This is a genomic window from Kutzneria chonburiensis (assembly GCF_028622115.1).
GTDB classification, from domain to species: Bacteria; Actinomycetota; Actinomycetes; order Mycobacteriales; family Pseudonocardiaceae; genus Kutzneria; species Kutzneria chonburiensis.
The window spans coordinates 543,677-566,769 of sequence record NZ_CP097263.1 but is presented as its reverse complement, the minus strand read 5'-3'; the positions used below and the strand labels follow the sequence as shown (position 1 = coordinate 566,769).

The window sequence follows — 23,093 nt, the reverse complement described above, 5'->3', positions numbered from 1 at the left end:
CACGGCCGACAGCCGTGAAGATCGCCGTATGGGTAGGGATTTCGGCTGGCTGTGGGCGGCCTACGCGGCCAGCACGGTCGGCACCTGGTTCGCGTTCGACGCCTTCCCGCTCGTGGCGATCCTGGTGCTGCACAGCACGCCGGCCGAGGTGTCGCTGCTGGCGGCGGCCGGGCTGATCGTCGGCGCGCTGGTCGCGGTGCCGCTGGGGCCGTGGGTCGAGTTCCGGCGCAAGCGGCCGGTGATGGTGGCCATGGACCTGCTGCGGTTCACGGCCCTGTTGACGCTGCCGGCGGCGTATCTGGTGCACGCCTTGACGTTCGGGCAGCTGGTCGTGGTGTCGGTGGTGGTCGCCACGGCCGACATCGTGTTCACGGCGGCCAGCGGGGCGTTCCTGAAGTCGTTGGTGGCCAAGGAAGATCTACTCCAGGCCAACGGCCGCTTCGAGGCGACGGCCTGGGCCGCGACCGCTGTCGGGCCGCCGGCCGGCGGGCTGGCCATCGGCGCGTTCGGGCCGTTGACCACGATCGTGGCCAACGCGGTGAGCTTTCTCTTGTCGGCGTTGGGAATTCGGGCGATCAACGGCCAGGAGCCGGCACCGGGTCAGGCGCGCAAGCTCGGTGCCGGCGAGATCTTCGACGGCTGGCGGCATGTCGTGCGCCACCCGGTGCTGCGGCCGCTGTTCGTGAACTCCGCGCTGTACAACGGTTTGCTCATGGCGACCGCCCCGCTGCTGGCGGTGTTGATGCTCGGCGACCTCGGCTTCACACCGTGGCAATACGGCTTGGCGTTCGGCATTCCGTGCCTGGGTGGCCTGGTCGGCTCACGGCTGTCACGGCCGCTCGTGCGGCGGTTCGGCCAGGACCGTGTGCTGTACTTTTCCGGCGCGCTCAGGGCAATCTGGGTGGTGGGGCTGGCCTTCGTCGGGCCGGGTCTGCCCGGACTGCTGCTGGTGATCGGCCTCGAGTTCGGGATCATCGTGTGTTGCAGCATCTACGCCCCGGTGTCGGCGACCACCCGGCTGGAGAACTCCGCGCACGACAACGTCGCCCGGGTGTTGTCGGCGTGGTCGGTCACGACCAAGGTCAGCATCGCGCTCATGACGGCACTGTGGGGCTTGCTGGCCAGCTGGATCGGGCCGCGCGAGGCGATCGCTGTGGCCGGCGTGCTGGCGCTGGCCACGCCGTTCACGCTGCGGCGGCCTCAGAGGACGCGCGTGGCGTACGGCATGATCTCGCCCCAGCGCACCGGTACCACGCGTACATAGGAGCCGGAGTACGGCGCCTCGATCATGCGGCCACCGCCGATGTACATGGTGACGTGGTGGATGTTGCTGGGGTTGCCGTAGAACAGCATGTCGCCCGGGGCCATCTGGGACAGCGGCACGTGCTGGCCGGCGTAGTACTGGTAGCCGCTGTAGTGCGGCAGGTAGATGCCGACGCCGGCGAAGGCGTAGACCATCAGGCCGGAGCAGTCGAAGCCGATCTTGTTGTAGTCGCCGTAGTAGTCGGCGTCGCCGCCGCCGTCGCTGATGCCGCGGCTCGGGCCGCTCGGCGTGCCGCCGCCCCACGCGTACGGCATACCCAGCTCGGCCATCGCGCGGCCGATCACCGCCGCCGCCCGTCCGGCGGCCGCGACCGGCACCGGGCGCGGCGGCGGGGCCGGCCGGTTGCCCACCGGTCGCGAGGCCGCCGCCGCAGCAGCGGCCGCCGCAGCCGCTTCTTCTTCCTTCTTCTTCTGCGCCTGCCAGTCGACGTAGCGCTGGCGCTGGGCCTGGAGGTCGGTGACGTTGGCCTGGGCCGCCGACAGCTGGCCCTCCATGTCCGACTTGGACGACTGGAGCTGCTTCTCCTGCGCCGCCTCGCTCTGCCGCGCGGCCACCGCCGCCGCCATCGCCGCGTCCACCTTGCGCTTGGCCGCGTCGGCCGCGTCCTGCTTCTCCTTGGCCACCTGCACTGCCTTGCGGCTGGCCGACTCCTTGTTCGCGCGGTCCACCTCGGCCCGCTGCGTCACGTCCATCGCCTTGAGCTCCGACTCGCTGACGGCGTTCAGCATCTGCACGCGGGCCAGCAGGTTGTCGGGGCTGGTCGCGTCGAACAGGGCCGAGAAGCCGCCGACCGCACTGCCCTGCGAGAAACTGGCCGCCGCGAAGTCGTCGAGGCGCTTGCGGGCGTCGTCCATCGCCTTCGACGCCGCGTCCGACTCCAGCTTGGCCGCCGCCGCCTCGTCGCCAGCCTGCTGCGCCGCCGCCTGCGCCGTTTCGAGGTCGACCCGGGCCTTGTTGACCTCTTCCATCCGGGCTTCGACCTGGGACTGGAGGTCTTCGAGCTTCGCGTCCGCGGCCGCCAGCTGGTTGCTCAGGTCGCCGACCTTCGCCGCCTTGTCCTTGACCGCGTCCTGGCCGGCACTGATGTCGGTGTCCGAAGGGTTGTTCGGCGGCGGGGGCGCCGCGCTGCCCGCTCCGGCCGAGCCCATCACCAGGGCCAGCACCACCCCGGCCAGCACCGCTGCTCGAACCACCCCGCACCTCCTCGCGAAGGTTGGGCCGTTCGGCGTACTGCGCACAGCCGAACGGCGTCAACCAGGCACGAGGCCACTGTGCCACTCCCGCCCCACGCACGCCACATACCCCGTGCAAAACTCACCCATCATCAGCCACACGTGTCACACCAATGGCCTAGCGACGTGCTACGCACAGGCCCCTCAGCAGGGGTAATGGGTGGTTGACGGCGCACTCACCGCAGGCCCGACCAGGCCTCCGCCCGAGGCAGTCATGAAACCAATTCACGACTGCCGGACAGCGGTGTCAGGCGGGGTCGTGACGCAGGGCGGCGGCCAGCCATTCCTGCACCGTCGTCGTTCGTTCGGGATCCGGCTGGGGCGTGCCGTTGATCGTCGCCACCAAGGCGCCGTACCGGGTGATCAGGTTCAGCCCGGTCATCCTGGCCCGGAGCTCGGCCGCCCGGCCCCGGTCGAAGTCGACCATGCTGCGCCGGGACTTGGCGGCGTCGTGCCGCCCGGTCATGGCGGCGACCATTTCGGCGCGGTGGGCGGCCGTGCGCTCGGCGATGTCCCGGGCCTGCGGTGACGTCGTAGGCACACCGGCCTGCTGCGCCGCCTGGGCCTCCAGGAAGAGCTGCCGCTGCGTCTCGGCATGCGCCATCATCTCCGGCGAGGTCATCAGCTTGCCCTGCTCGGTGCCGAAGATCCGGTGCAGGTGATCGCGCAGCGCCGTGCGGAACTGGTCGTCCTGCACGACCTCGGCCAGCTCGATCCAGGCCTCGAGCTGTGCGGTGGTGGGCTCGTCGGGCAGGTGCGGCCGCCGGTCGCGCAGCTGCTCGACGTAGCCGGGGTGGACGTCGAGGCCGTCGGTCACGAAGTCCCAGAACCGGGTGATGAGCTGGTCGCGGTCGTCGTCGGACATCGACGCGAGCTTGTGCATCAGGCTCACCTGCTCCGTAGTGGTGTGTTGGCGCACGATGGTCCGCAGCACCGCGCGGCGGGCCCGGAACTGGCGCAGCTGGTCCTCGACCAGCCGCAGATGCGCGACGGCCAGGTCGTGCAGGGTGGTCTGCTCGGCCAGCACCCGGCGGATGTCGTCCAGACCGGCGCCGAGATCACGCAAGGTGCGCACGAGTTCGAGACGGGCGATGGCGTGCACGTCGTACAGCCGGAAGCCGCCCTCGGTATGGCCGCTGGGCGTGACGACGCCCTCGTCGGCGTAGAACCTGATCGCGCTCACGCTCAGGCCGGTGCGGCGGGCGACGTCCCCGATGGGATAGAGCTCGTTCACACCGGCCACTATGGGATCTCAACCGACTTGAGAGTCAAGGCGTCGGTTTCCGGCCCCAGGCAGTGACCATCGGGGCCAGCATGAGCTGTAGGTCGCCGGCGGCGAGGTTCTCCAGGTGGGTCTCGATCTCCTCAGGGGTCGCCAGTCCCGCGCTCAGCAACTGGTCGCGAACGTGGTGCATGGTGGCGGCTTCCAGGACGGTGCAGGCGGGTGATCCGATCGGGAAGTAAGCCTCCGCGCGAACGTCCAGCAGGTCCGACTCACGCAGCAGCCTGGGCAGCGTGCGCCCGTAGGCGAGGTCGGCGCCGCGCTCGACCATCAGCGCGCGGGTTGCGGCGCGCAGACGGTTGGCCAACTCCTCGGCGGGACCGCGCTCGTCCGGACAGGCCAGCGGTTGCAGCGCGGGGTCCGCATCCTCGATCACCAGCCAGCCGCCCGGCCGGAGCGCATCGACCATGACCTGCAACGCGGCCGCGCGATCCTCCAGGTGAACGAGCACCAGGCGGGCGTGGACCAGGTCGAACTGCTCGGCCGGGGGCGGGTCGGTCGTCACGTCGTGACGACGGACCTCCAGTGCACCGCCGGCCGCGGGCTCGGTCCACGACACGTCGATGTCGGTGGCCAGCACCCGGCCGCCGGGCCCGACCCGCTCGGCCAGGCCGTTCGGCACCGAGACGCCGCCGGCGCCGACCTCCCAGCACCACCAGCCCGCGCCGAGGCCCACGTCGTCGAGATGGCGGAACGTCCACGGATCGAACAGCTCGGCCAGCGCGACGAACCGTTCACCGGCTTCCGGGCGGCGGTTGTCCAGCAGATAGCGGCTCACGTCAGTTGACCTTACGGTCCCGGCCGCTCCAGTACGGCTCGCGGAGCTTGTACTTCTGGATCTTGCCGGTGGCCGTGCGGGGGATGGCCTCGCGGAACTCGACGGAGGTGGGGGCCTTGTAGCCGGCGAGGCGCTGCTTGCAGTGGGCGATGAGCTCGGCCTCGGTGGCCTCGGCGGAGAGCACGACGAGGGCCTTGATGGTCTCGCCCCACTTCTCGTCGGGCACGCCGATGACCGCGACCTCGGCGACGGCGGGGTGGCTGAACAGGCAGTCCTCGACCTCGATGGACGACACGTTCTCGCCGCCGGTGATGATGACGTCCTTGCGGCGGTCGGAGATGACGAGATGGCCCTCCTCGTCGAGGGAACCGCCGTCACCGGTGTGGAACCATCCGTCGGCCAACGCATCGGCGGTCGCGTCAGGGTTCTCCCAGTAGCCTTCGAGCACCACATTGGACCGGGCGAGCACCTCACCGCTGTCGGAGATGGCGATCCGGGCGCCGAGGGCGGCCCCGCCGGCGCGGGAGAGCTTGGCGGCGCGCTCCAACGGCGGCAGGTCGACGTCCTGCGGCCGGGTGCGGTTGAAGGTGAGCAGAGGCGACGTCTCGGTCAGACCGTAGATCTGGAGGAACTCCCACCCCAGCTCGTCCTGCACGCGAGCGATGGTCCGGGTGGGCGGCGGAGCGCCGGCGCAGACGATGCGAACCTTGTCGCGCCCGGGAATCTCGCCGGACCAGGTCTGGGCGGCGTCGAGAACGGCGTTCCACACGGCCGGCGCGCCGCACATCAGGGTCACGCCGTGGTCCTGAACGCGCCGGAGGATCTCGGTGCCGTCGACCTTGCGCAGCACGATGTGCCGCGCGCCGACGCCGGTCAACCCGTACGGCATGCCCCAGCCGTTGCAGTGGAACATCGGCAGCGTGTGCATATAGACATCCCGCTCCCACGCCCGAACGTGCATGGCGAAGGTGACGGCGTTGGTCCAGATGTTGCGGTGCGTCAGCTGCACGCCCTTGGGCCGCGCGGTGGTGCCGGAGGTGTAGTTGATCGTGGCGGTGGCGTCCTCGTCCGGCGCCGACCACGGCCGCGGCTCGGTGTCGAAGCGCATGAGCTGCTCGGTCTCCGCCCCCAACACGAACCGGTGCGGCGCCGTCACGCCCTTGAGAGGGTCGTCCAGCTCGGGGTCGACCAACAGCACGGACGCGCCGCTGTGCTCGACGATGTAGGCGATCTCGTCGGCCCGCAGCCGGAAGTTGACCGGCACGCAGATGCGCCCGCTGGCCGGCACGGCGTGCAGCAACTCCATCAACCGCGCCGAGTTGTGGCTGACGACGGCGACCCGCTCGCCCTCGCCGACGCCCAACGCGTCCAGGCCGGCCTGCCAGGCGCGAACCCGCCCGGCCAGCTCGCGGTAGGTGGTGGTGGCGACGGGATCGGCCGGCTGGGCCGGCTCGTCCACGATCGCGACGCTGTCGGCGAGGACCGTCGCTGCACGGTCCAGGAAGTCACTGACGGTGAGTGGGACCCGCATCACAACACCCTAGCTACCAAGTGGCCGGATCGCCCCACGTCGACAGGCGACCACGCGGCTCGATCGTTTCAGCGGCCACCAAAGCGGGCAGTGACTCGGTCAGCGGCGCACGCACCACGGCGTCGGCGAGGTCGTCGAACGGGGTGGGCTCGGCGTTGCAGATCAGCAGCGCGGCCCCGGCCCGTACGGCCAACTCCGGCAGCGCGGCGGCCGGGAAGACGGTCAGCGAGGTGCCGGCGGCGAGGAACAGATCGCAGTCCAACGTGGCCTGCTGGGCCCGCCGCAGCACGTCCTGGTCGAGCTCCTGCCCGAACGAGATGGTCGCCGACTTGAGAAGTCCGCCGCACACCAGGCACGGCGGATCGGCCTCGCCGGCGGCGACACGGCCGAGGGCCTCGGTCATCGGCCGCCGGTCACCGCAGCTCAGGCACTCCGTCTCGATCAACGATCCGTGCAGCTCCACGACCGCCTGAGAACCGGCTTTCTGGTGCAGGCCGTCGATGTTCTGCGTGAGCAACGCCCGCAGCCGGCCGGAGCGTTCGAGCTCGACCAGCGCCGCGTGCGCGGCATTGGGCTCGGCCGTCCAGGCCGGGTGCACGGCCCGGCTGCGCCAGGCCTGAACCCGTACTGCAGGGTCGGCGAGGTAGTCCTGCAAGGACGACAGCCGCTGCGCCTCGGGATCCTTGGTCCACACGCCGTTCGGCCCGCGGAAATCGGGAATCCCGGACGACGTCGACACACCGGCCCCGGTGAGCACAGTGATGCGCCAGGCCCCGCCGATCAGTCGCATCGCGTCCCGCATGTACTCCTGGCTACGCCACGAGGCGACCCTTGTCCAGCCGAAGCTGCCGATCGGCCACGGCGTGCACCCGGGGATCGTGCGTCGCGGCGATCACGGCGGTGCCGCGGTCGGCGACCCGCCGCAGCACGGTCAGCACGACTTCGGCGCTGGCCTGGTCGACGTGCGCGGTGGGCTCGTCGGCCAGCAGCACCTCGGGCTCGACGACGATCGCCCGGGCCAGCGCCGCCCGCTGCTGCTGGCCGTAGGACACCTCGTTCGGGTACCGGTCGGCGAGTTCGCCGATGCCGAGCTCGGTCAGCACGGCGACGCTGCGCGACTTGGCCTCCGGCGACCCGGTCAGCAGCAGCGGCAGCGCGGTGTTCTCCGCCAACGTCAGCTCGCCGGCCAGCCCGAGGGCCTGCGGCAGCACGGCGCAGCGCTGCCAGCTCGGCGCGCCGTCCAGTTCCACGTCACGGATGAGCACGCTGCCGACGTCCGGCCGGTCGAAGCCGCACAGGATGGACAGCAGCGCGCTCTTGCCGGAGCCGGACGGTCCGCCGATCGTGACGAACTCACCCGGCGCCACCGCGAGGTCCACCCCGCGCAGCACCTCGACCTGCCGGAAGGACCGGCCGATCCCCTGCGCCACCAGCGCCATCACGCCACCCGCCCAGATTCCATCCGCACCACGCGGTCGGCCAGGCTGATCAGACGGTCGTCGTGCGAGGCGACCGCGACCGGAACTCCCCGGTCCACCAATACTTTCAGCGATTCCAGTACCAGACCGGCCGACGCGTCGTCCAGCTGTGAGGTCGGTTCGTCGGCCAGCACGACCTTGGGATCACGGGCCAGCGCGCAGCACAGCGCCAGCCGTTGCTGCTGCCCACCGGACAGCGCCGGCACGCGGTAATCGCCCATGCCATCGAGCCCGACAACGCCGAGCAACCCGAGATCGGCTGTGCGACCAGCACTCTGCGCAGCGGCAATGACGTTCTGCGCGGCAGTGAGCTCCGGGAGCAGATTCTCCATGGGGTTCTGGAACATCAGCGCGATGGTCTGACGCCGCAGCGCTCGGAGTTGCCGGTGCGAACGCCGGCTCACCGTCTCACCGCTGAGATCCACAGCGCCCCGCGTTGGCCGCTCGACCAGCGCCAGCACGCGCAGCAGCGTCGACTTGCCCGAGCCGGACGGGCCGGCGAATACCGTGATCCCGTTGTCGGGCACCACAACCGTGACATCGTCGATCGCCGTCACGGTGCCGGCCGGCGTCGAGTAGTCGACACCGACCCCTTGGGCGGCAAGGACATCAGCCACGGATGAGCTCCCCGACTCGGGCGGTGCGCACCCCGCGCACCGCGATCCAACCGGCCGCCGCGACCACCGCGGCCGCGATGACGACCGCGATCACCACGAACATCACCGAGTCCGGCAGCACCGACACCGGCCGCAGCCACGGCGCGGGATCCAGGCGTGGCACGGAGAACGCGGCCACGACCAGCCCGACCGTCACCCCGGCCAGCAGCACCGCCCCGGCCACCGCCCCGAATTCCAGCAGATGACTTGTGATCAACGTGATCGGCCGCAGCCCCATCCGGGTCGCCAGAGCCCCGGACAACGCCGTCTGCCTGCGCCGCGCCCCGACGGCCAGCAGCAGCGAAGCCGCCGCGATCACGGCCAGCAGCGCGCCGACCGACGCGATGTACCCGAAAGTCCATGCCACCGTGTAGAACGGCAACGCATCCAGCGCCAATTCGGTTGTCTTGTAAGCGATGTGGTCGATGTGCGCGTCGCCGAGGGCCTTGAGCACGGCCGGGGCATCCTCGCTCGACCACACGAAGAACGAGTTGATCTCCGAAGCGGTGGTGATGTCCGACCGGGCCGTCACGTACCCGATGTTGTTCGGCATCCCGGGAAACACCGGCAGCGTGCCGACCGTGTGCAGCGGCGTGAACCCGGGAATGCTGATGCCCGAACCGGTTTTCGCACCTCCGACGGCGATCGCCGCCCCGTGGCCCAGCTTGGCGACCAGGTCCAGCAGCTCGGCCCGCCGGGAGGGCTCGATCCACGCGCCGTTGGCGAAGGTGTCCGGGTCGACCGCGACCATGTTGCTCGCGCCCCGGTCGACCACGCCGACCACCGTGGCGTGTGCGCCGACCGTGGCCGGCAGCGGCTGCTTGCTCTGACCGAACGAGGTGGAGATCTGCACGGAAGTGTTGCCGCCGACCAGGTTCCCGGACTTGCTGGCCAACGCGTCCTGCTCGGCCCGGTTGACGCTGTTGCCAACCGCGAGCGTGCCGACAGCCAGCACCCCGACCAGCAGCACACCCGTCGCCGCCGTGCTCGCCGCGGCCAGCCGGCGAACGGCGAGCTGCACCGACGGCAGCGACCACACGCTCAGCCGATGCGACCACGTGAGCAGCAGTCGGCCGAGCCGGGCGGCAATGCCAGCGATCACCACGACCACCAACACCGGGAACGCCAGCGCAAACGCGTCCAGCGGTGGCGTCACGCCGCCGGTCGACGGCACCGACCGGGTCAGGCTCAGCCCGGAGAACACTGCCGCCACGGCGACCGGCAGCTCGAACGGAATCAGCCGCAGCACACGAGGAATCCGGCGGCGCGCCTGCGCCTGGAACATCCGGTGCGTGCGCCACGCCGCCGTCGCCGTCAACACCGCGCCGGCGGCCAGGACCACGCCCAGCACCACCAGCGCCGCCCACGTCGTCGTGCCGGGATCCAACGAGGCCACCGGGGCGTACCAGGGCAGCGCCGCCCGCGCGACCACCAGCCCGACCACGGCGCCGACCACCAGCGGGCCGGCGAGTTCGAGCAATGCCTTGGCCCCCAACGCCAGCGGCGAACTGCCGCGGGCCCACAGCAGCCGCAGCACCGGCTGCCGGCGCTGGCACCACTGCGCGGCCATCGCCCCGACGCCGACCAGCCCGACCAAAAGGCTGATCGCGGTCAGCGGCAGCACGAAGGCGATCACGTTGCGCTGCGCCTTCTCCGCCTCGGCCAAGGAGGACACGAACGGCTGCCGCACCGGGGCGTAGGCGGTCAGACCGTCGGCAGCGAACTTCGTCCGCAGCGCGGCGGCCAGCCGATCGGTGCGGGCAGCCAGGTCGCGGGCTTCGGCGATGGTCCGCGGTGCCGTCACGGGAAAGCGGACCGAGACGTCCAGCCGCTCCCCGAAGTTCGTGACGTCGGCCAGCGTGGGCAGGAACTCCGTGGTGGCGCTGCCGCCGTCGCCGGCCAGCTTGTTGTAGACGACGTTGGCGACCTCGCTGCACCAGAACGCCGGCACCGGCTCCTCGAGGTCGGCGTAGATCGCCGTGACCGGCGGCAGCCCGCTGCTCAGCTCACCGAGCCCCAGATGCGCGTCCTGCGCCGGGCTCTGCGCCAGCCACATGCCGCTCGTCGCGCCGCCCTGCACCGCGTGCAGGTTCCGCATCGCGTCGTCGCGGTAACCGAACCGCATCACCGGCGACGGCCGGCCGCCGAGATCGAGTCGGGTCGGCCGGGTGTAGGCACCGAACAACGGCTGCGGGAAGCCCTGCTGTCGTGCGACCTGCTTGGCGTCCTCGGCAATCCGCGCGACCTGGTCCGGCGGCGCGCCCAGCCCGTTGACCGTGGCCGCCAACGACTGCGGGCAGGCGCGGCCGACCTGGTAACTCAGCGCGGCGTTGCCGGTGCTCACCGCACACAACACGGCCGATGCGGCGACGAAAGCCAGGAGCAGACCGGTCACCGTCGCCACCACGACGGAACTGCCGCTGCTCAGGCCGGTGCGAGCGGACGTGCGCCACGGCAACTGCATTGGCGGAGATTAACCTCGCGACGGCCGGTCATGTCGAGCTTTTCCCGAAAAGGAAGCGAACCGTGGCGCTTCCCGCCCCTGCCGGGAAGCGTCACGGTTCTCTTCCTGGCACACCCGCCCGGCTCCCCGAATGGGCCGGGCGGGCGGTCCCTCTCCCACCCCCGGTGCTGCTCACCCGCCCCACGCTCCCCCGAGCGTGAGGCGGGCGGTCCCGAGTCCCCGGCCGACGACCACCTCGATCCGGGGCGACCTTTCGGCCTAGACCGCGATCTGGTCGCGCTGGTCCCGACGGCGCTGTCGCTGCTCGATCGGGTAGAAGTCGTCGAGGAAGCGGGTGTTGTCGCGGGCCCACCGGACCCGGTCGGACAGTTCGTCGTCACCCGTCTGCGGCCGGCTGGCCGCGCGGACCTCCTGCCAGCCGTAGATCGCGGCCAGCACGCTGCCGGCCATCACCACGGCCAGTGCGACGGCGACCACGCCGCCGACGTGGATCTGGGTCAGCAGCACGACCGTGGCCCACAGCTGCACCGCGGTGAAGAAAGCGGTCAGGACGACACGGGTGAAGACTCGGTTGTAGGGTCGGCGCTCCTCGTGCTTCGTGCTCATCGGTGGTCCCCTCCTCTGCCTGCCTGATCAGGCACGCAGTACCTTTGTAGACCGCACGGCGGCCCAGTTCTGCGTCACATGACACACACGACGAAATTTCGCCCTGCACTTGCATGCCGGCCATCTGTGGTTCGCAGACCGGCCGACGCCCCCTCCGCCCGCCTGGCGGTCACCGCCCCACCCCGTTGTCACATGCGGACCGGAAGTGCCGCTGGGAGGCAACAACGACGCGCATGTGACATTTTCGGGGGGGTCGGTGAGAGCAACGGCGGTGTCGGCACATGCGGACCGGAGGTGCCTCTAGGAGGCAACAACGACGCGCATGTGACATTCGGAGGTGCGTGAGAGCGGGTTTCGGTGTGACGCCGGGCGGGACGCGCAGGGACCACATCGAAGACGGTGGCCTGGCGGGCGAGTCCCTGGACGTGACGGCCACGCCGATCTGCTGCGGGAGGCCATCGACGGCGTCACCGGCGTCTAGTTCAACGAACGAGCTCGCGAAGCCGTTCCATCCGGTGAATCACGAAGTAGCCCCGGCCGGTGGTGATCACGCCTTCCTCGCGCAGTTCCCGCAGCATGCGGGCCATCGACTCACGTGAGGTCGAGGCGGTCTCGGCCAGCTCCTGCTGGGTGAACGGCGAGGCGATGTGCACGCCGTCGGGGGTGAGCCGGCCGAGGCGGTTGGCGAGGTCCAGGAGCAACGTGACGACCCGTTGCATGGTGCTGCCGCCGCCGTACTCGGCGCGCTGCTGGTCGGTCTCCCGCAGCCGCTGGGCGATGACCTCCAGCAGCGACCAGGCGATACGGGGATGCAGGTCGCACAGGCCCTGCAACCGGCTGGCCGGCAGTTGCAGCACATCGACGGCGTCGATGGCGGTCATCGTGGCCGACCGCGGCCGGCCGTCGATGGCCGACAGCTCGCCGAGGACCTCGCCGGGCCCGCACACGGCCAGCATCACGCCGTGACCCGCGGCGGCCCCGGCGATCACCTTGATGTGGCCGCCGAGCACCACGTAGACCTGCTTGGTCTGCTCGCCCTGCCCGACGATCACCGCGCCGGCGGCGAACCGGCTGCGGGTGGCCACGGTGGCGAACGCGGCCTGCTCGGCCGGTGACAGCCGCCCCCAGAACGTGCCGGCCGGACCGGTCAGCGCGATCACCTCCCCTATGGTGTTCGGCAAGAGTAGTTGCTGGGAGGGCACGACACGGATGTCAGAGCGTCAGCCTTCGGTGTACCGGGCGATCCTCGTTGTCGATGTGGAGAGCTTCAGCGGTGGCCACCGCAGTGAGGACCACCGGCGGCTGGTCCGCGCCGGTCTGCGCGAGATGCTCACCGCATCGCTGCACGGTATCGGGCACGACTACGAGGCCGGGTACCACAACGACACCGGTGACGGCGTGGTCGTGTTCCTCACCTCGGACGTGCCGGAGAGCCGGCTCGTGCGGCAGCTGCCGCACGAGCTGGAGCTGTTGCTGCGTGAGCACAACAGCCGCTACGCCGACGGCGCGCAGATCCGCCTGCGGGTGGCGCTGCACCACGGACAGGTGTTCTTCGACGCCACCGGCGCGTCGGCCGCGGCGGTGATCCACGCGTGCCGGCTGGTCGACAGCCACCCGGTGCGGGACGCGTTGAAGCGCGGTGAGGCGCCGCTGTCGATGATCGTGTCGGACGACTTCTACCGCCACGTCGTGTTGGGCGAGCCGGCCGCCGCCCCGGACAGCTACGCGGAAGTGCAGGTCAGCGCCAAGGAGACGGAGGCCGTCGGCTGGCTGCGCGGCGGCGTCACGCAGGCCGTGGCGACCAAGCCGGACCGGCGGCCGCTGGTGCTGGACGTCGAAGCGGGCGTGGTGCGCGTGGTGCCCGGCGGCGAGCGGCTGGTCGGCCAGCTGGTGCAGGCCATCCGGCAGTCACCGTCGCTGATGGACGCCACTCGGACCCGCTGGCCGCAGCACGACATGCGCAGCGCCCCCGACGAGGCGCTGCACGCGCTGGCCGAGGCGTTCCTGCGCGTGCCGTCCATGGTGGACGACATGGCCCGCCGGGACGTGGTCGAGGAGCTGCCGATGCAGATCCGAGTGTCCATCCCGCGCAGCACGCGCGCCCGCACGGACGTTCGCGCGATCGTTCGCACGTGCATGACGCGCGACGGCGGGCTGGCCGCGCTGCTCACCGCCGTGCAGCGCATCGAAGGCATCGACAGCCTCGACGTCGACGCGCTGCACGGCGACGTGGTGACGATCCTGGCGTCACTGGTGGACCAGGACTGACCCGTGATGCAGGGAAGGACGCCTTACCTGCATTGGAGTGATGATCACCAGGGGCGGGCCATGGCGTTGAGCATGCTGTGCTGGGCGTCGTCCTCGGCGATCTCCCACGTGAAGGCGCCGCGCAGGCCGGCGGCCTTGGCGAAGTCGGCGCGGATGCCGATGGACCGCGGGTTTTCGTAGCTGACGAAAACTTGCTTACCCGGGTTGAACAGCCACGGCGACCGGGCGTCGGCGTCCCAGTGCTGCTCCCAGGCCGGGTCGGTGAGCAGCGTGGACTTGATGTCGTTCCAGCTGCCCGGGTCGAAACCGCTGTCCCACGGCTGGAACAACCCGTGGTTCGGCCCGGCCTGCGTCACGTGGAAGCCGCGGCCGTAGTACGGCACGCCCAGCACCATCCGGTCGGCCGGCACCCCGTGCTGCTCGTAGTACCGCACCGCGCCGGTGACGTTGTTCCAGCGTTTCATCGGCTGGCCCAGCGGATCCGCCGGCACCTGGCCCATCGGCGCGTTGAACGTGGACACCGGGGAGAAACCGGTGCCCATGTCGTAGGTCATCAGGTTGATCCAGTCCAGCACCTGGGCGATCTGGCCCAGCTCGAAGCTGGCCGCCGGGTCGTACGGGTCCCCGTACTTGCCCTTGCCGGTCTGCAGCCGTCCGGCCGGCAGCGCCGCGGTGACCAGCTTGTGGCCGCCGCCCAGCGCGTCCAGCTGACGCCGGAACTCCTTGGCCAGCAAGGTCGCGTTCACCTTGTCGACCGGCCGGGCGGTGATCTCGGCCGGGCCGCCGGAGACCGGGAACTCCCAGTCGATGTCGACGCCGTCGAACGTGCCCGGATAGGTCGTGAAGAACGTGGTCAGGCAGGAGGCGACGACCTTCTTGCGGGAGGCGTCGGTCAGCGCCGCGTCGGAGAAGCCGCCGGCGCCCCAGCCGCCGATGGAGATCGACACCCGCAGGCCCGGCCGCGCGGCCTTGAGCTGCTTCAACGCCGCGAAGTCGGCGACGTTGCCGGCGTCCGGCGCGGCACAGACCCCGTTGGCGATGCCGCCGAAGGCGTAGAAGACGTTGGTGACGGCGGCCGGGATCTTCGACACCGGGAACGCGTCGTGTTCCCAGGCGGTGAAGTACGCGCCGACGATGTGGTTCGAGTGGCCGTGGTCGGTGGCCGCGGTCGCGGCGCCGGTGACCGTGCCGGCGACGGTCAGCGCGGCGACCCCGAGGGCCAGTGCACGCAGGGGAGACATGCCCGCCACTCTGTAGTGAATCGATCACGATCAGCAAGGGGCCGGTACCCGAGTTGCCGGAAATCCGCCTGTTCAGCCGGTCAGCACGAGCGCGCCGGTGGCGGCGGCGAGGCAGGCCAGCGCCGTGACGAGACCGGTCCGCACGAATCGAGCCCACGCCACCTTCACCCCGGCCGAGCGGCACCGCTCGTACCAGAGCAAGGTCGCCAGCGAGGCCCACGGCGTGACGATGGGCCCGACGTTCGTGCCGATCAGCAGGCCCAGCAGCTGGTTGTGGTTGGCCACCGGCACCACGGCCTCGCCCGCGGTGTAGGCCGGCAGGTTGTTGAGCACATTGGACAGCCCGGCGCCGGCGCCGGCGGCCCGGAACACGCCGCCGGGGCCGTTGTCGCCGCCCATCACGGCGTGCATGATGCCGGCCAGCCCGAGATCGCTGATCGTCTGGACGACGAAGAACAGGCCCGTGACGAACACCAGCAGCCGCCACGGCAGCAGGCCCCAGCGCAGCGAGCCCCGCTTGCGTACGGCGAAGGCGATCACCACCACGGCCGCGCAGACCGGCGACACGATGGCCAGCTCCACCCCGGCCACGACACCGGCGATGAAGATCACGCAGGCGACGGCGCAGATCCCGAACAGCACCGGATCGGCCGGTTTCGGGGCGGTCGGCGGCTCGTAGCGGTCCATGCCGCGGCGGCCCCGCCGCCAGTAGAAGATCCACAGGCAGACGGCCGTCGCGACCACGGACGCCAGCTCCGGCAACACCATGCGCTGCGCGAAGGCCGGGGCGCTCAGCGCGACCCGGTTCATCGCCAACAGGTTCGTCAGATTCGACACCGGCAGCAGCAGACTCGCGGTGTTGGCCAGCCACACCGTGGTCATGGCCAGCGGCGCGCCCGGAATGGCCAGCCGCGCGGCCACGGCCAGCATGACCGGGGTGAGCAGCACGGCCGTGGTGTCCAGGTTCAAAGTCGCGGTGGTGATCGCGGCGAACAGCACGCACAGCACGAAAAGCAGCACGAAGTTGCCGCGGGCCAGGATGGTCAGCCGGATCGCGATGGCGTCGAACACACCGGCCTCGGCGGTCAGCTCGGCCAGCACGATCACCGCGCCCAGGAACACCAGGATCGGCCCGATCCGAACCATGGTCGCCTCGGCCTGCGCCAGCGGCAGCAGGCCCGTCGCCAGGAACACCAGGCCCACCGCGAGCAGCCCGATCGCCACCCAATCCAGCGCGTCCAGCCTGCGCACCTTGGTTTCCTTTTCGCTCAGCATCGTCACGTCCGCGGCCGCATTCGGCTGGCCGGATCCCACAGCAGGAAGTCGCCGTCGTCGGAGGCGCTGGCGATCAGCGGCAGCCCGTCGACCCGGACCCGGGTCAGCGCCCGCACGGTCCCGCCGTGGGCCTGGTACTCGCCGACGAGCTCGCCGGTCCGCACGTCCCAGAACTGCACCAGCCCACCGAAACCGCCGCTGGCCAACAGCCGGCGGTCACCGACCCGGGCCGGCCCGAGCGCCCCGACGTGGCCGAGCCCGCTGTCCATCACCAGCCGCACCTCGCCGCCGGGATCGCCGACGGCGATGGTGCCGTCCTGGCAGCCGGCGGCCAGCCGGCCGTCGACCACGGTCAGCGTGACCACGCCGGCCAGGCCATCGTCGAACGTGCCGAGCAGCTCGCACGAGGCCGGATCCCACAGCAGCACCCGGCCGTCGCTGTCCGCGCTGGCCAGCAGCGGCCCGTCGGCACTGTCGATCGCGGCCAGCGACACCACCTCGGCCGCCGGCCCCCGCAGCACCTGCGACTCCTCGGCCCGGTCCAGCGGCCACAGCCGAATCGTGCCGTCGGCGCTGCCGCTGGCCATGAAACGCTCGCCGTTGACCAGCAGCGGCGTCACCGTCCACACCTCGCCGGTGTGCTCGGCCCTGGTCGACAGATGCTCACCGGTGTCGGCGTCCCAGATCCGTACGGTGCCGTCGGAGGAACCCGTGGCCAGCAGCACCCGGCCCGGACCGGGAACCGAGGCCAGCGCCCGGATCGTGCTGCGATGTCCACGCAGGGTCCGCTCCTCGGAGAAGCCGGACAGCTCGTGCAGGTGCACCGACCCGTCCAGCGCCCCGCTGGCCAGCAGGGTCCGGTCCGGCAGCAGCACGGAGGTCAACGCCCAGACTGCACTCGACCGTACGGACTGGAGCTCGTCGGTCTGGAAGGTGACGGGGTCGGCCAGCCGGATCGTGCCGTCCACGCCGCCGCTGGCCAGCTGGACCCGGCCATCCACCTCGACCGCGGCCAGCGCCCACACCTCGCCGGTGTGGTGGTTGAACCGGTGCTCGACGCCATCCCTTGTGCCACGCGGATTCCACAGCCGCACCGTGCTGTCGGCGCTGCCGCTGGCCAGCAGATCGCCGTTGCGGCTGGGCACGACCGCGAGCGTGCGAATGGTGCTCACGTGCCCGACGAACGAGTTGACCAGCGCGCCGGTGCGCGGATGCCACATGTGGATCATCCCGTCGGCCCCGCCGCTGGCCAGCAGCGACTGGCCGTCCACGTCGATCGTGGTCAGGGCCCACACCGTGCTGCGATGGGCCTGGATGGTCCGCAGCACCGCGCTGGTCTCCGGATCCCACAGCCGGATCGTGCCGTCGGCGCCGCCGCTGGCCAGCAGCTCGCGGCCGCCGACCGCGACCGAGGCCAGCGCCCACACGCGGCCGCCGCGGCGGACCAGGGTGCGCATCCGCTGCCCGGTCTCCGGGTCCCAGAGCTGGATCATCGAGCCGGATCCGGTGCCGGCCAGGCAGATCCGGCCGCCGACGCGGACCGTGGCCAGCGCCCACACCTCGCCCTCGAGGAACCGGCTCTCCCGGACCAGCGCGCCGGAATCCAGGTCCCACGTGCGGACGATGCCGTCAACGCCGCCGCTGGCGATCATGTCGTGGCCGCCGTCGGCCGAGGGAATCGCCGCCAGCACCCGGACCGGGCCGGTGTGGCCCTCCAGGTTGAGCACGGTCTGCCCGGTGGCCACGTCGATCAGCCGCACCGCGCCGTCAGCGCCGCCGCGGGCCAGCAGCGACCGCCCGCCCGCGCGGATCTCGGTCAGCACCCACACCGGCCCCTGGCTGTCCGGCTCGCCGACGTGCGACTCGTCGCCCGGGAACGGCGGCGGCGGGAAGCGCAGCACCTCCGGCGGCGTGGTCCGCGCCGGCCGGGCCGCGACCCGGCCGAGGCAGTCGACGATGGCGTTGAGCGCCGTGCGGGCGTCCTTGCCCTCGAACGTGACGCCGTCGATCCGGTCCACCAGTTCGGCCAGCAGCAGCCCGGCGTGCACGGTCACCGCCAGCACGCGGCCGCGGGTGCCGGGGCTGTCGATCAGCGCCTGCAACCACGCCTCGCCGGCGAACGGCAGCGCGACCGTGCTCGCGGAGATCACCGTGATGACGTAGCGGCCGTTCTCCAGCGCCTCGGCGGCGAGCCGGCGCAGGCCGTCCGGGGTCGACGCCTCGGACAGCGGCCGGATCACCACGGCGTAGCCGAGCCGGTCCAGTTCCCAGCGCAGCCATTCCGCCCAGGCGTAGTCCCGAGGGTGGTAGCAGAGGCAGATCTGCGAGGCCATCCGTTCCGTGCGCTCGACTTCCTCCGTGCCCAGTTCACCAGCCTCAATCTGCGCTGTGGTCTCCCCACCGTCCAAAGTGGTCAGTTCGACCATGGCCGGTGAGCCGTCGTCCTCCGACGGCGGCGCGAGCTCGCTCCAACGCTTGGCCGCCTGCGAATACGGCGGTCCCAACGATTCCAGCACCGTCTTGAACACCTGGGCGAACGCCACGCTGTCCGGCGACAGCCGAGGACCGTTGTGCCCGAAGGGATCCGCGAGCATGGCGGCGAAGTCCAGCGGCTGCCCCATCCGGCTGCCGACGAACCGCGACACCTCGCCGAAGACCCGTACGGCCTCGTCCCGGCGCAGCGTGCCCAGCAGCGTTTCCCTTACGCCCTTGTGGAAGTCGTACTGGACGTCGTCCGGGTCCTCGCGCGGCTGCTCCTCCCCCACACGGTGCAGCAGCTGCCCCAGGAACACCTCGGCCAGGTGCGCCGGCCCCGATTCGGGCAGCATCGTCGCCTGCACCAGGCGCATCACCGGCAGGTTCAGCGGGGCCGTGGACAGGAAGCCGGCCAGTCGGAACGCCGTCGGCGATGCCGTGGCGCGGAAGGCCTGCACGAGATCGAGCGGCGTGTCCGGTGGCACGTCGACCATCCACTCCGGACGGGCCCCGATCTCGCCGCCGGCCAACACCACCACGCCGTCGACCCAGCCGCGGTTCTCGCCGGCCAGCAGCGACGCCCAGCGGCCGATCCACCGCGGGTCCAACTCCATGATGGGCACGGGAATCCCGGTCGGCGGCGGCGCGCCGAAACCCTGGTTGCGCGGCTGGAACTCGAAGCGCCGGAACGGGAGCCCCGACTCGAAAGCCCGCAGCCGCACCGGAACCGGCACCACACCGGTGCGGTGCCACAGCCGCTGCGGCAGCGTCTGCACGATCGCCACCGACCCCGACTTCGACCACAGCGTCAACAACCGTGACATGGCACCGGAAACCCACGCCTCGCCGACGCAGTCGCTCAGCATCAGCACGAGTCGACGGCCGCTCGGGTCGATCAGCTCACGGGGACTGCGGCTCGGCGCACCCGGTCGCCGCAGCCGCGGCTCGTCCTCACGGGTGTCCATCTCCCACACGCGCACGTCCCGGAACGCCCCCATGCGCTCCAGCAACACCCGCAGCTCCACGGCCGCGCGTTGCCAGATCCGCATGGACGGCCCGGAGTCGACGACCAGCGCGACTTCCAGCCAGCGCGTCATCTCCGGTTGGAACTCCGGCAGCCACAGGCCCGTGTCGGCGATGTGGTCGGCCGTGTCCTGCTCGTTGACGACCAGCCGGTGCGGGTCGGGCACCCGCCGCTTCAACGGCCGCAGCGCGCGCGACAGCCGCAGCGTGTCCGGCAGCGCCGGGGCCGCCGGGCTGAGCATGGTCAAGGCGCTCATGCCATCCACGTGATTCCCGCGCCCCGGCAGGTGCATGGCCGCCGAAGACGCGGGCACCTCCGTGGCCCCCGGCGACGGCCGGGATCCCAGGCGTGGCCGGCGATCCGTCTCCACGGCGTCCGTGGAAACCGGCCCCTCCGGCTCCACCGGCGGCGGCAGCACCTCCCGCTCCGGCACCGGCTCGCTGCCGACGGACCGGGCGTCGCCGAAGAAGCCGGCCAGCCAGATGGCGTCGGCCAGCTCCTCGCCGGTGACGTCCACCTGGGCCGCCGCCAGCGCGTCGACGAGCCGCTCCAGTCTCATTGGCCCGGCTGGCTGAGCGGCCGCAGCAGCGCGTCGAGCAGCCGGGCCCGGGTCTCCTCGGGCGGACGGCCGCCGGACGCGGCCAGGTAGATGGCGTTGAGCAGCTGGTCGTTGGCCAGGTCGCCGACGCGGCGGTCCTCGAGGAAGCGATCGATCACGTCTTCGCTGGCGGTCACCGCGTCGGCACCGAGATGCGCCGTCACGATGTCGGTCAGCTGCTGCCGGTTGGGCGTGCGGATGTCCACGCGCAGGCAGCGGCGCAGGAAGGCCGGCGGGAAGTCGCGCTCGCCGTTGCTGGTCAGCACCACGACCGGGAAAGCGTTGCAGCGCACGCGACCGCGCTGGATCGGCACCCGGTCGGTGCCGTCGGCAATCATCACCTCGACCGTGGCCTGGTCGTCGGGCAGCCGGGTGAGCTCGGGGATCTCGAACTCGCCCTCCTCGAACACGTTGAGCAGGTCGTTGGGCAGGTCGACATCGCTCTTGTCGATCTCGTCGATCAGCAGCACCCGGGGCCGCGCCTGCGGCAGCAGCGCCGTGCCGAGCTTGCCCAACCGGATGTAGCGGCCGATGCTCGGCGGCGCCGCCGGCTCGCCACTTCCCGTACGCAGCAACGGCCGCGCGCTGCCCTGGCGCAGGCTGGCGTCCTGCAACCGGCCAACCGCGTCGTAGCGGTAGAGGCCGTCCTGGAGCGTGGAGCGGCTGGTGATCGGCCAGCGCAGCACGGGCCCCAGCTTGAGCTCGTGGGCGATGCTGTACGCCAGCGTGGACTTGCCGGTGCCGGGCTTGCCGGTGACGAGCAGCGGCCGGCGCAGGTACAGCGCCGCGTTGACGATCTCCGTGACCTCACTGTCGGCGCGGTACGTGGTGGCCCGCTCCTGCTCCCCCAGCTTGCGGCCGCCCGAACCGTCCGTGCCGAGCAGCGGCTCCACCAGGGGCAGGCCGCCGAACTCACGCCACCGCGGTGGCGGCGGGAGGCGGTCGATGCCGTCGTGCGGCTCGCCGGCACCCCGGTAGATCAGCCAGTCCTCATCCCCGGTCATGGTGGGGATCCTCCCGTTGAGCTCGGCGCGGACAGCCCGAATCGTGGCTCGGGCAGGCGGGACGGGTCGTCCCAGAGCAGGCTGAGGTGGTTGCCGCAGTGGTCGTCGGCGGCGCCGGGGGCGTCGGCCTCCATACGGGCGCGCAGCGCGTGGTCGGGCAGTCCCGGCAGCGGACGGTTGGTGAGCATGTCGGCCAGCTGGAGGTGACCGCCCTCGCCGTGGTGCTCACGGCACCACAGCGCGACGGGCGTGCCGGCCCACACCGCCGCGCCCAGCACGGAGTCGGCCGCCTGGTGTTCCGGCGGCGGCGGTCCGTGCCACGCGACTGCGACGGGCTGCTGGTCCCCACTCAGCTCGCGGTACAACCGCTGCGGGTCGCGGCCGTCTTCGTCGCCGAGCCAACGCACCGCCGACTCCGGGTGCAGTCCGCTGTGTTCCTGCAACCACCGCCACTTCGCACGCCACAGTTGGCGCAAGGGCAGCGACGTGGTGCGCAGGCGGTCCAGGCTGCGCACGACCACGGGGTAGTAGGTGCCGAGCCGGCGGCCGAACGGACTGCCGTGTGTGACGAGCCACTTGTCCACGTCCGTCACCAGCAACCGGTGCGGCAGGATGAACTCCACCGTCGGCACCACGGCATCCGTGACCAACAGGCCGACACAGTCCTGCAACGCGCGGTCCACGACGTCGCGGATCTCCTCCAGCGCGTACGAGTGGTCGTCACGCGCGAGCGTCTGGCTGTCGGTGTCCAGCCACAGCCACACCGACACCTGGTACCGGTTGTGGTCGAGGCCGTCCTCCTCGATCTGCACGAGCAGCGAGGCACGGCCGACGCGCTTGGTCACGTGCAGGTGCGCGTTCTCCCGCGCCACGGCCAGCAGTTGCGACGGCAGTTCGCAGCGGCGCACCACGTCCGCGTTCCAGCGGCGCAACGCCTGCGCCGTCTGCCCACGACCGTCCACAAAGGCTGCGAGGTACTCGATGAAGTTCAGCAGCGGCGGCAGTTGTCCGGGCAGCATCATCCGGTTCACGAGCTCGTCGGCCACGCCGAGCAGATCGTCCGATGCCGACTCCAGCGGCGGCGCCAGCGGTCCCGACGACGCGCGGTACACGCTGTGCGCGTCGACCTCGCCGGTCAGCGGCGACAGCAGCTTGCGCAGATCCGCGCGCTCGGCCGGGAACAGGATCTCCAGCGGCACGTGCCCGGCGATCAGGTCCGCGGCCTCTTCCACGCGGTAGTGCCCCTGGCAGAACAGGCGCAGCGCGTCCACCAGCTTGCGCAGGCCGCCGTAGTGCCGTTGGCACTCCTCGACCAGGGCGATCGTGTAGAGCCGGTCGGTCGTCTGGGTCGGCACGTCGAAACCGGGGCCGAGGCGGTTGCGCAGCTCGGTCACGATCGAGCCGCGGGTGGTCGGGTCCTGGAGTTCGTCCACCTCGAGCAGCAGCGCCACCAGCCGGTTGCGCACGGTTTCCGGCAGCCGCGGCCGGCCAGCAGAGTCCACCCGCGCCTCCCCGTCGCTCACGATCTTCGCCCGGCCATCGTAAGTTGCCGCCCCGTCGCGGCAAGGCTAACCACCGCTGCGGCGTTCGTCTGCGTCAAATGGCACGCAGAGGCAGCGCTGCTGGGCCCATCGGGTGACAGAACGGCCAGGGGGTATCCGCGCCACGCTACGTTGCCTCTTCGTAGCGGAGAGCAGCGCCGCCACCCACGTGCCGGCGTGCGGGCCACTTGGTGAAGGGGAAGCGGTGGCCCGCACGCCAACCACTCACCCGAGCGGTCGCCGCGGGTACGGGATCGGCAGGTCCGGCGTGGGCCCTTCGGGCCGCGGCTCGTGTTTCGACCGGCTCATGGGGGCC

At 71.3% G+C, this 23,093-nt stretch carries 17 protein-coding genes; 2 read left to right on the top strand and 15 right to left on the bottom strand.

Annotated features, from left to right (window positions below):
• Window positions 1-28: 28 nt before the first annotated feature.
• Window positions 29-1,264 (top strand): MFS transporter, encoded by a 1,236-nt coding sequence (locus M3Q35_RS02720; protein ID WP_273939982.1) that lies wholly within the window; start codon window positions 29-31, stop codon window positions 1,262-1,264.
• Here the strand turns inward: M3Q35_RS02720 and M3Q35_RS02715 are convergent.
• The 10 genes from M3Q35_RS02715 to M3Q35_RS02670 form a co-directional block, all read right to left on the bottom strand.
• Window positions 1,201-2,517, bottom strand: coding sequence for an NlpC/P60 family protein (locus M3Q35_RS02715; RefSeq protein ID WP_273939981.1), 1,317 nt, complete (start codon window positions 2,515-2,517; stop codon window positions 1,201-1,203). The genes M3Q35_RS02720 and M3Q35_RS02715 overlap by 64 nt on opposite strands.
• Window positions 2,518-2,803: 286 nt before the next feature.
• Window positions 2,804-3,790, bottom strand: a complete 987-nt coding sequence (locus M3Q35_RS02710) for a helix-turn-helix domain-containing protein (protein WP_273939980.1) — start codon at window positions 3,788-3,790, stop codon at window positions 2,804-2,806.
• A 34-nt stretch (window positions 3,791-3,824) separates the two neighbouring features.
• Complete coding sequence (locus M3Q35_RS02705; protein WP_273939979.1) at window positions 3,825-4,616, bottom strand: methyltransferase domain-containing protein; 792 nt, start codon at window positions 4,614-4,616, stop codon at window positions 3,825-3,827.
• A gap of 1 nt (window position 4,617) precedes the next feature.
• On the bottom strand, window positions 4,618-6,147 hold the full coding sequence (locus M3Q35_RS02700; RefSeq protein WP_273939978.1) for an AMP-binding protein: 1,530 nt from the start codon (window positions 6,145-6,147) through the stop codon (window positions 4,618-4,620).
• A gap of 13 nt (window positions 6,148-6,160) precedes the next feature.
• Entirely contained in the window at window positions 6,161-6,949 is a 789-nt protein-coding gene (locus M3Q35_RS02695) for an SIR2 family NAD-dependent protein deacylase (protein ID WP_273939977.1), read from the bottom strand.
• 10 nt (window positions 6,950-6,959) lie between these two features.
• On the bottom strand, window positions 6,960-7,586 hold the full coding sequence (locus tag M3Q35_RS02690) for an ABC transporter ATP-binding protein (protein ID WP_273939976.1): 627 nt from the start codon (window positions 7,584-7,586) through the stop codon (window positions 6,960-6,962).
• Window positions 7,586-8,242: an ABC transporter ATP-binding protein gene (locus M3Q35_RS02685; protein WP_273939975.1), complete on the bottom strand. Its 657-nt coding sequence runs from the start codon at window positions 8,240-8,242 to the stop codon at window positions 7,586-7,588. The genes M3Q35_RS02690 and M3Q35_RS02685 overlap by 1 nt, the downstream gene beginning before the upstream one ends.
• Window positions 8,235-10,745 carry a hypothetical protein gene (locus M3Q35_RS02680; protein WP_273939974.1) on the bottom strand — a complete coding sequence of 837 codons (2,511 nt, stop codon included), beginning with the start codon at window positions 10,743-10,745 and terminating at the stop codon, window positions 8,235-8,237. The genes M3Q35_RS02685 and M3Q35_RS02680 overlap by 8 nt, the downstream gene beginning before the upstream one ends.
• Before the next feature lie 258 nt (window positions 10,746-11,003).
• Window positions 11,004-11,351: a hypothetical protein gene (locus M3Q35_RS02675; protein WP_273939973.1), complete on the bottom strand. Its 348-nt coding sequence runs from the start codon at window positions 11,349-11,351 to the stop codon at window positions 11,004-11,006.
• Window positions 11,352-11,833: 482 nt separating this feature from the next.
• On the bottom strand, window positions 11,834-12,511 hold the full coding sequence (locus M3Q35_RS02670; RefSeq protein WP_273939972.1) for a Crp/Fnr family transcriptional regulator: 678 nt from the start codon (window positions 12,509-12,511) through the stop codon (window positions 11,834-11,836).
• Between the two features lie 49 nt (window positions 12,512-12,560).
• Here M3Q35_RS02670 and M3Q35_RS02665 point away from each other — a divergent pair, with 49 nt between their 5' ends.
• Window positions 12,561-13,619, top strand: a complete 1,059-nt coding sequence (locus tag M3Q35_RS02665) for an effector-associated domain 2-containing protein (RefSeq protein WP_273939970.1) — start codon at window positions 12,561-12,563, stop codon at window positions 13,617-13,619.
• A 44-nt stretch (window positions 13,620-13,663) separates the two neighbouring features.
• Here the strand turns inward: M3Q35_RS02665 and M3Q35_RS02660 are convergent, their stop codons facing one another.
• From M3Q35_RS02660 to M3Q35_RS02640, 5 genes are all read right to left on the bottom strand, one after another.
• Entirely contained in the window at window positions 13,664-14,860 is a 1,197-nt protein-coding gene (locus M3Q35_RS02660) for a glycoside hydrolase family 18 protein (protein ID WP_273939969.1), read from the bottom strand.
• Between the two features lie 72 nt (window positions 14,861-14,932).
• Window positions 14,933-16,111 carry an ArsB/NhaD family transporter gene (locus tag M3Q35_RS02655; RefSeq protein ID WP_273939967.1) on the bottom strand — a complete coding sequence of 393 codons (1,179 nt, stop codon included), beginning with the start codon at window positions 16,109-16,111 and terminating at the stop codon, window positions 14,933-14,935.
• A gap of 26 nt (window positions 16,112-16,137) precedes the next feature.
• A complete protein-coding gene (locus M3Q35_RS02650; protein WP_273939966.1) occupies window positions 16,138-20,193 on the bottom strand; it encodes an SAV_2336 N-terminal domain-related protein in 4,056 nt (1,351 codons plus the stop codon).
• The gene (locus M3Q35_RS02645; protein WP_273939965.1) at window positions 20,190-21,236 is read right to left on the bottom strand and encodes an AAA family ATPase; all 1,047 of its coding nucleotides are present in this window, start codon (window positions 21,234-21,236) and stop codon (window positions 20,190-20,192) included. The genes M3Q35_RS02650 and M3Q35_RS02645 overlap by 4 nt, the downstream gene beginning before the upstream one ends.
• Window positions 21,233-22,738: a VMAP-C domain-containing protein gene (locus tag M3Q35_RS02640; RefSeq protein ID WP_273939964.1), complete on the bottom strand. Its 1,506-nt coding sequence runs from the start codon at window positions 22,736-22,738 to the stop codon at window positions 21,233-21,235. The genes M3Q35_RS02645 and M3Q35_RS02640 overlap by 4 nt, the downstream gene beginning before the upstream one ends.
• Between the last annotated feature and the right edge of the window lie 355 nt (window positions 22,739-23,093).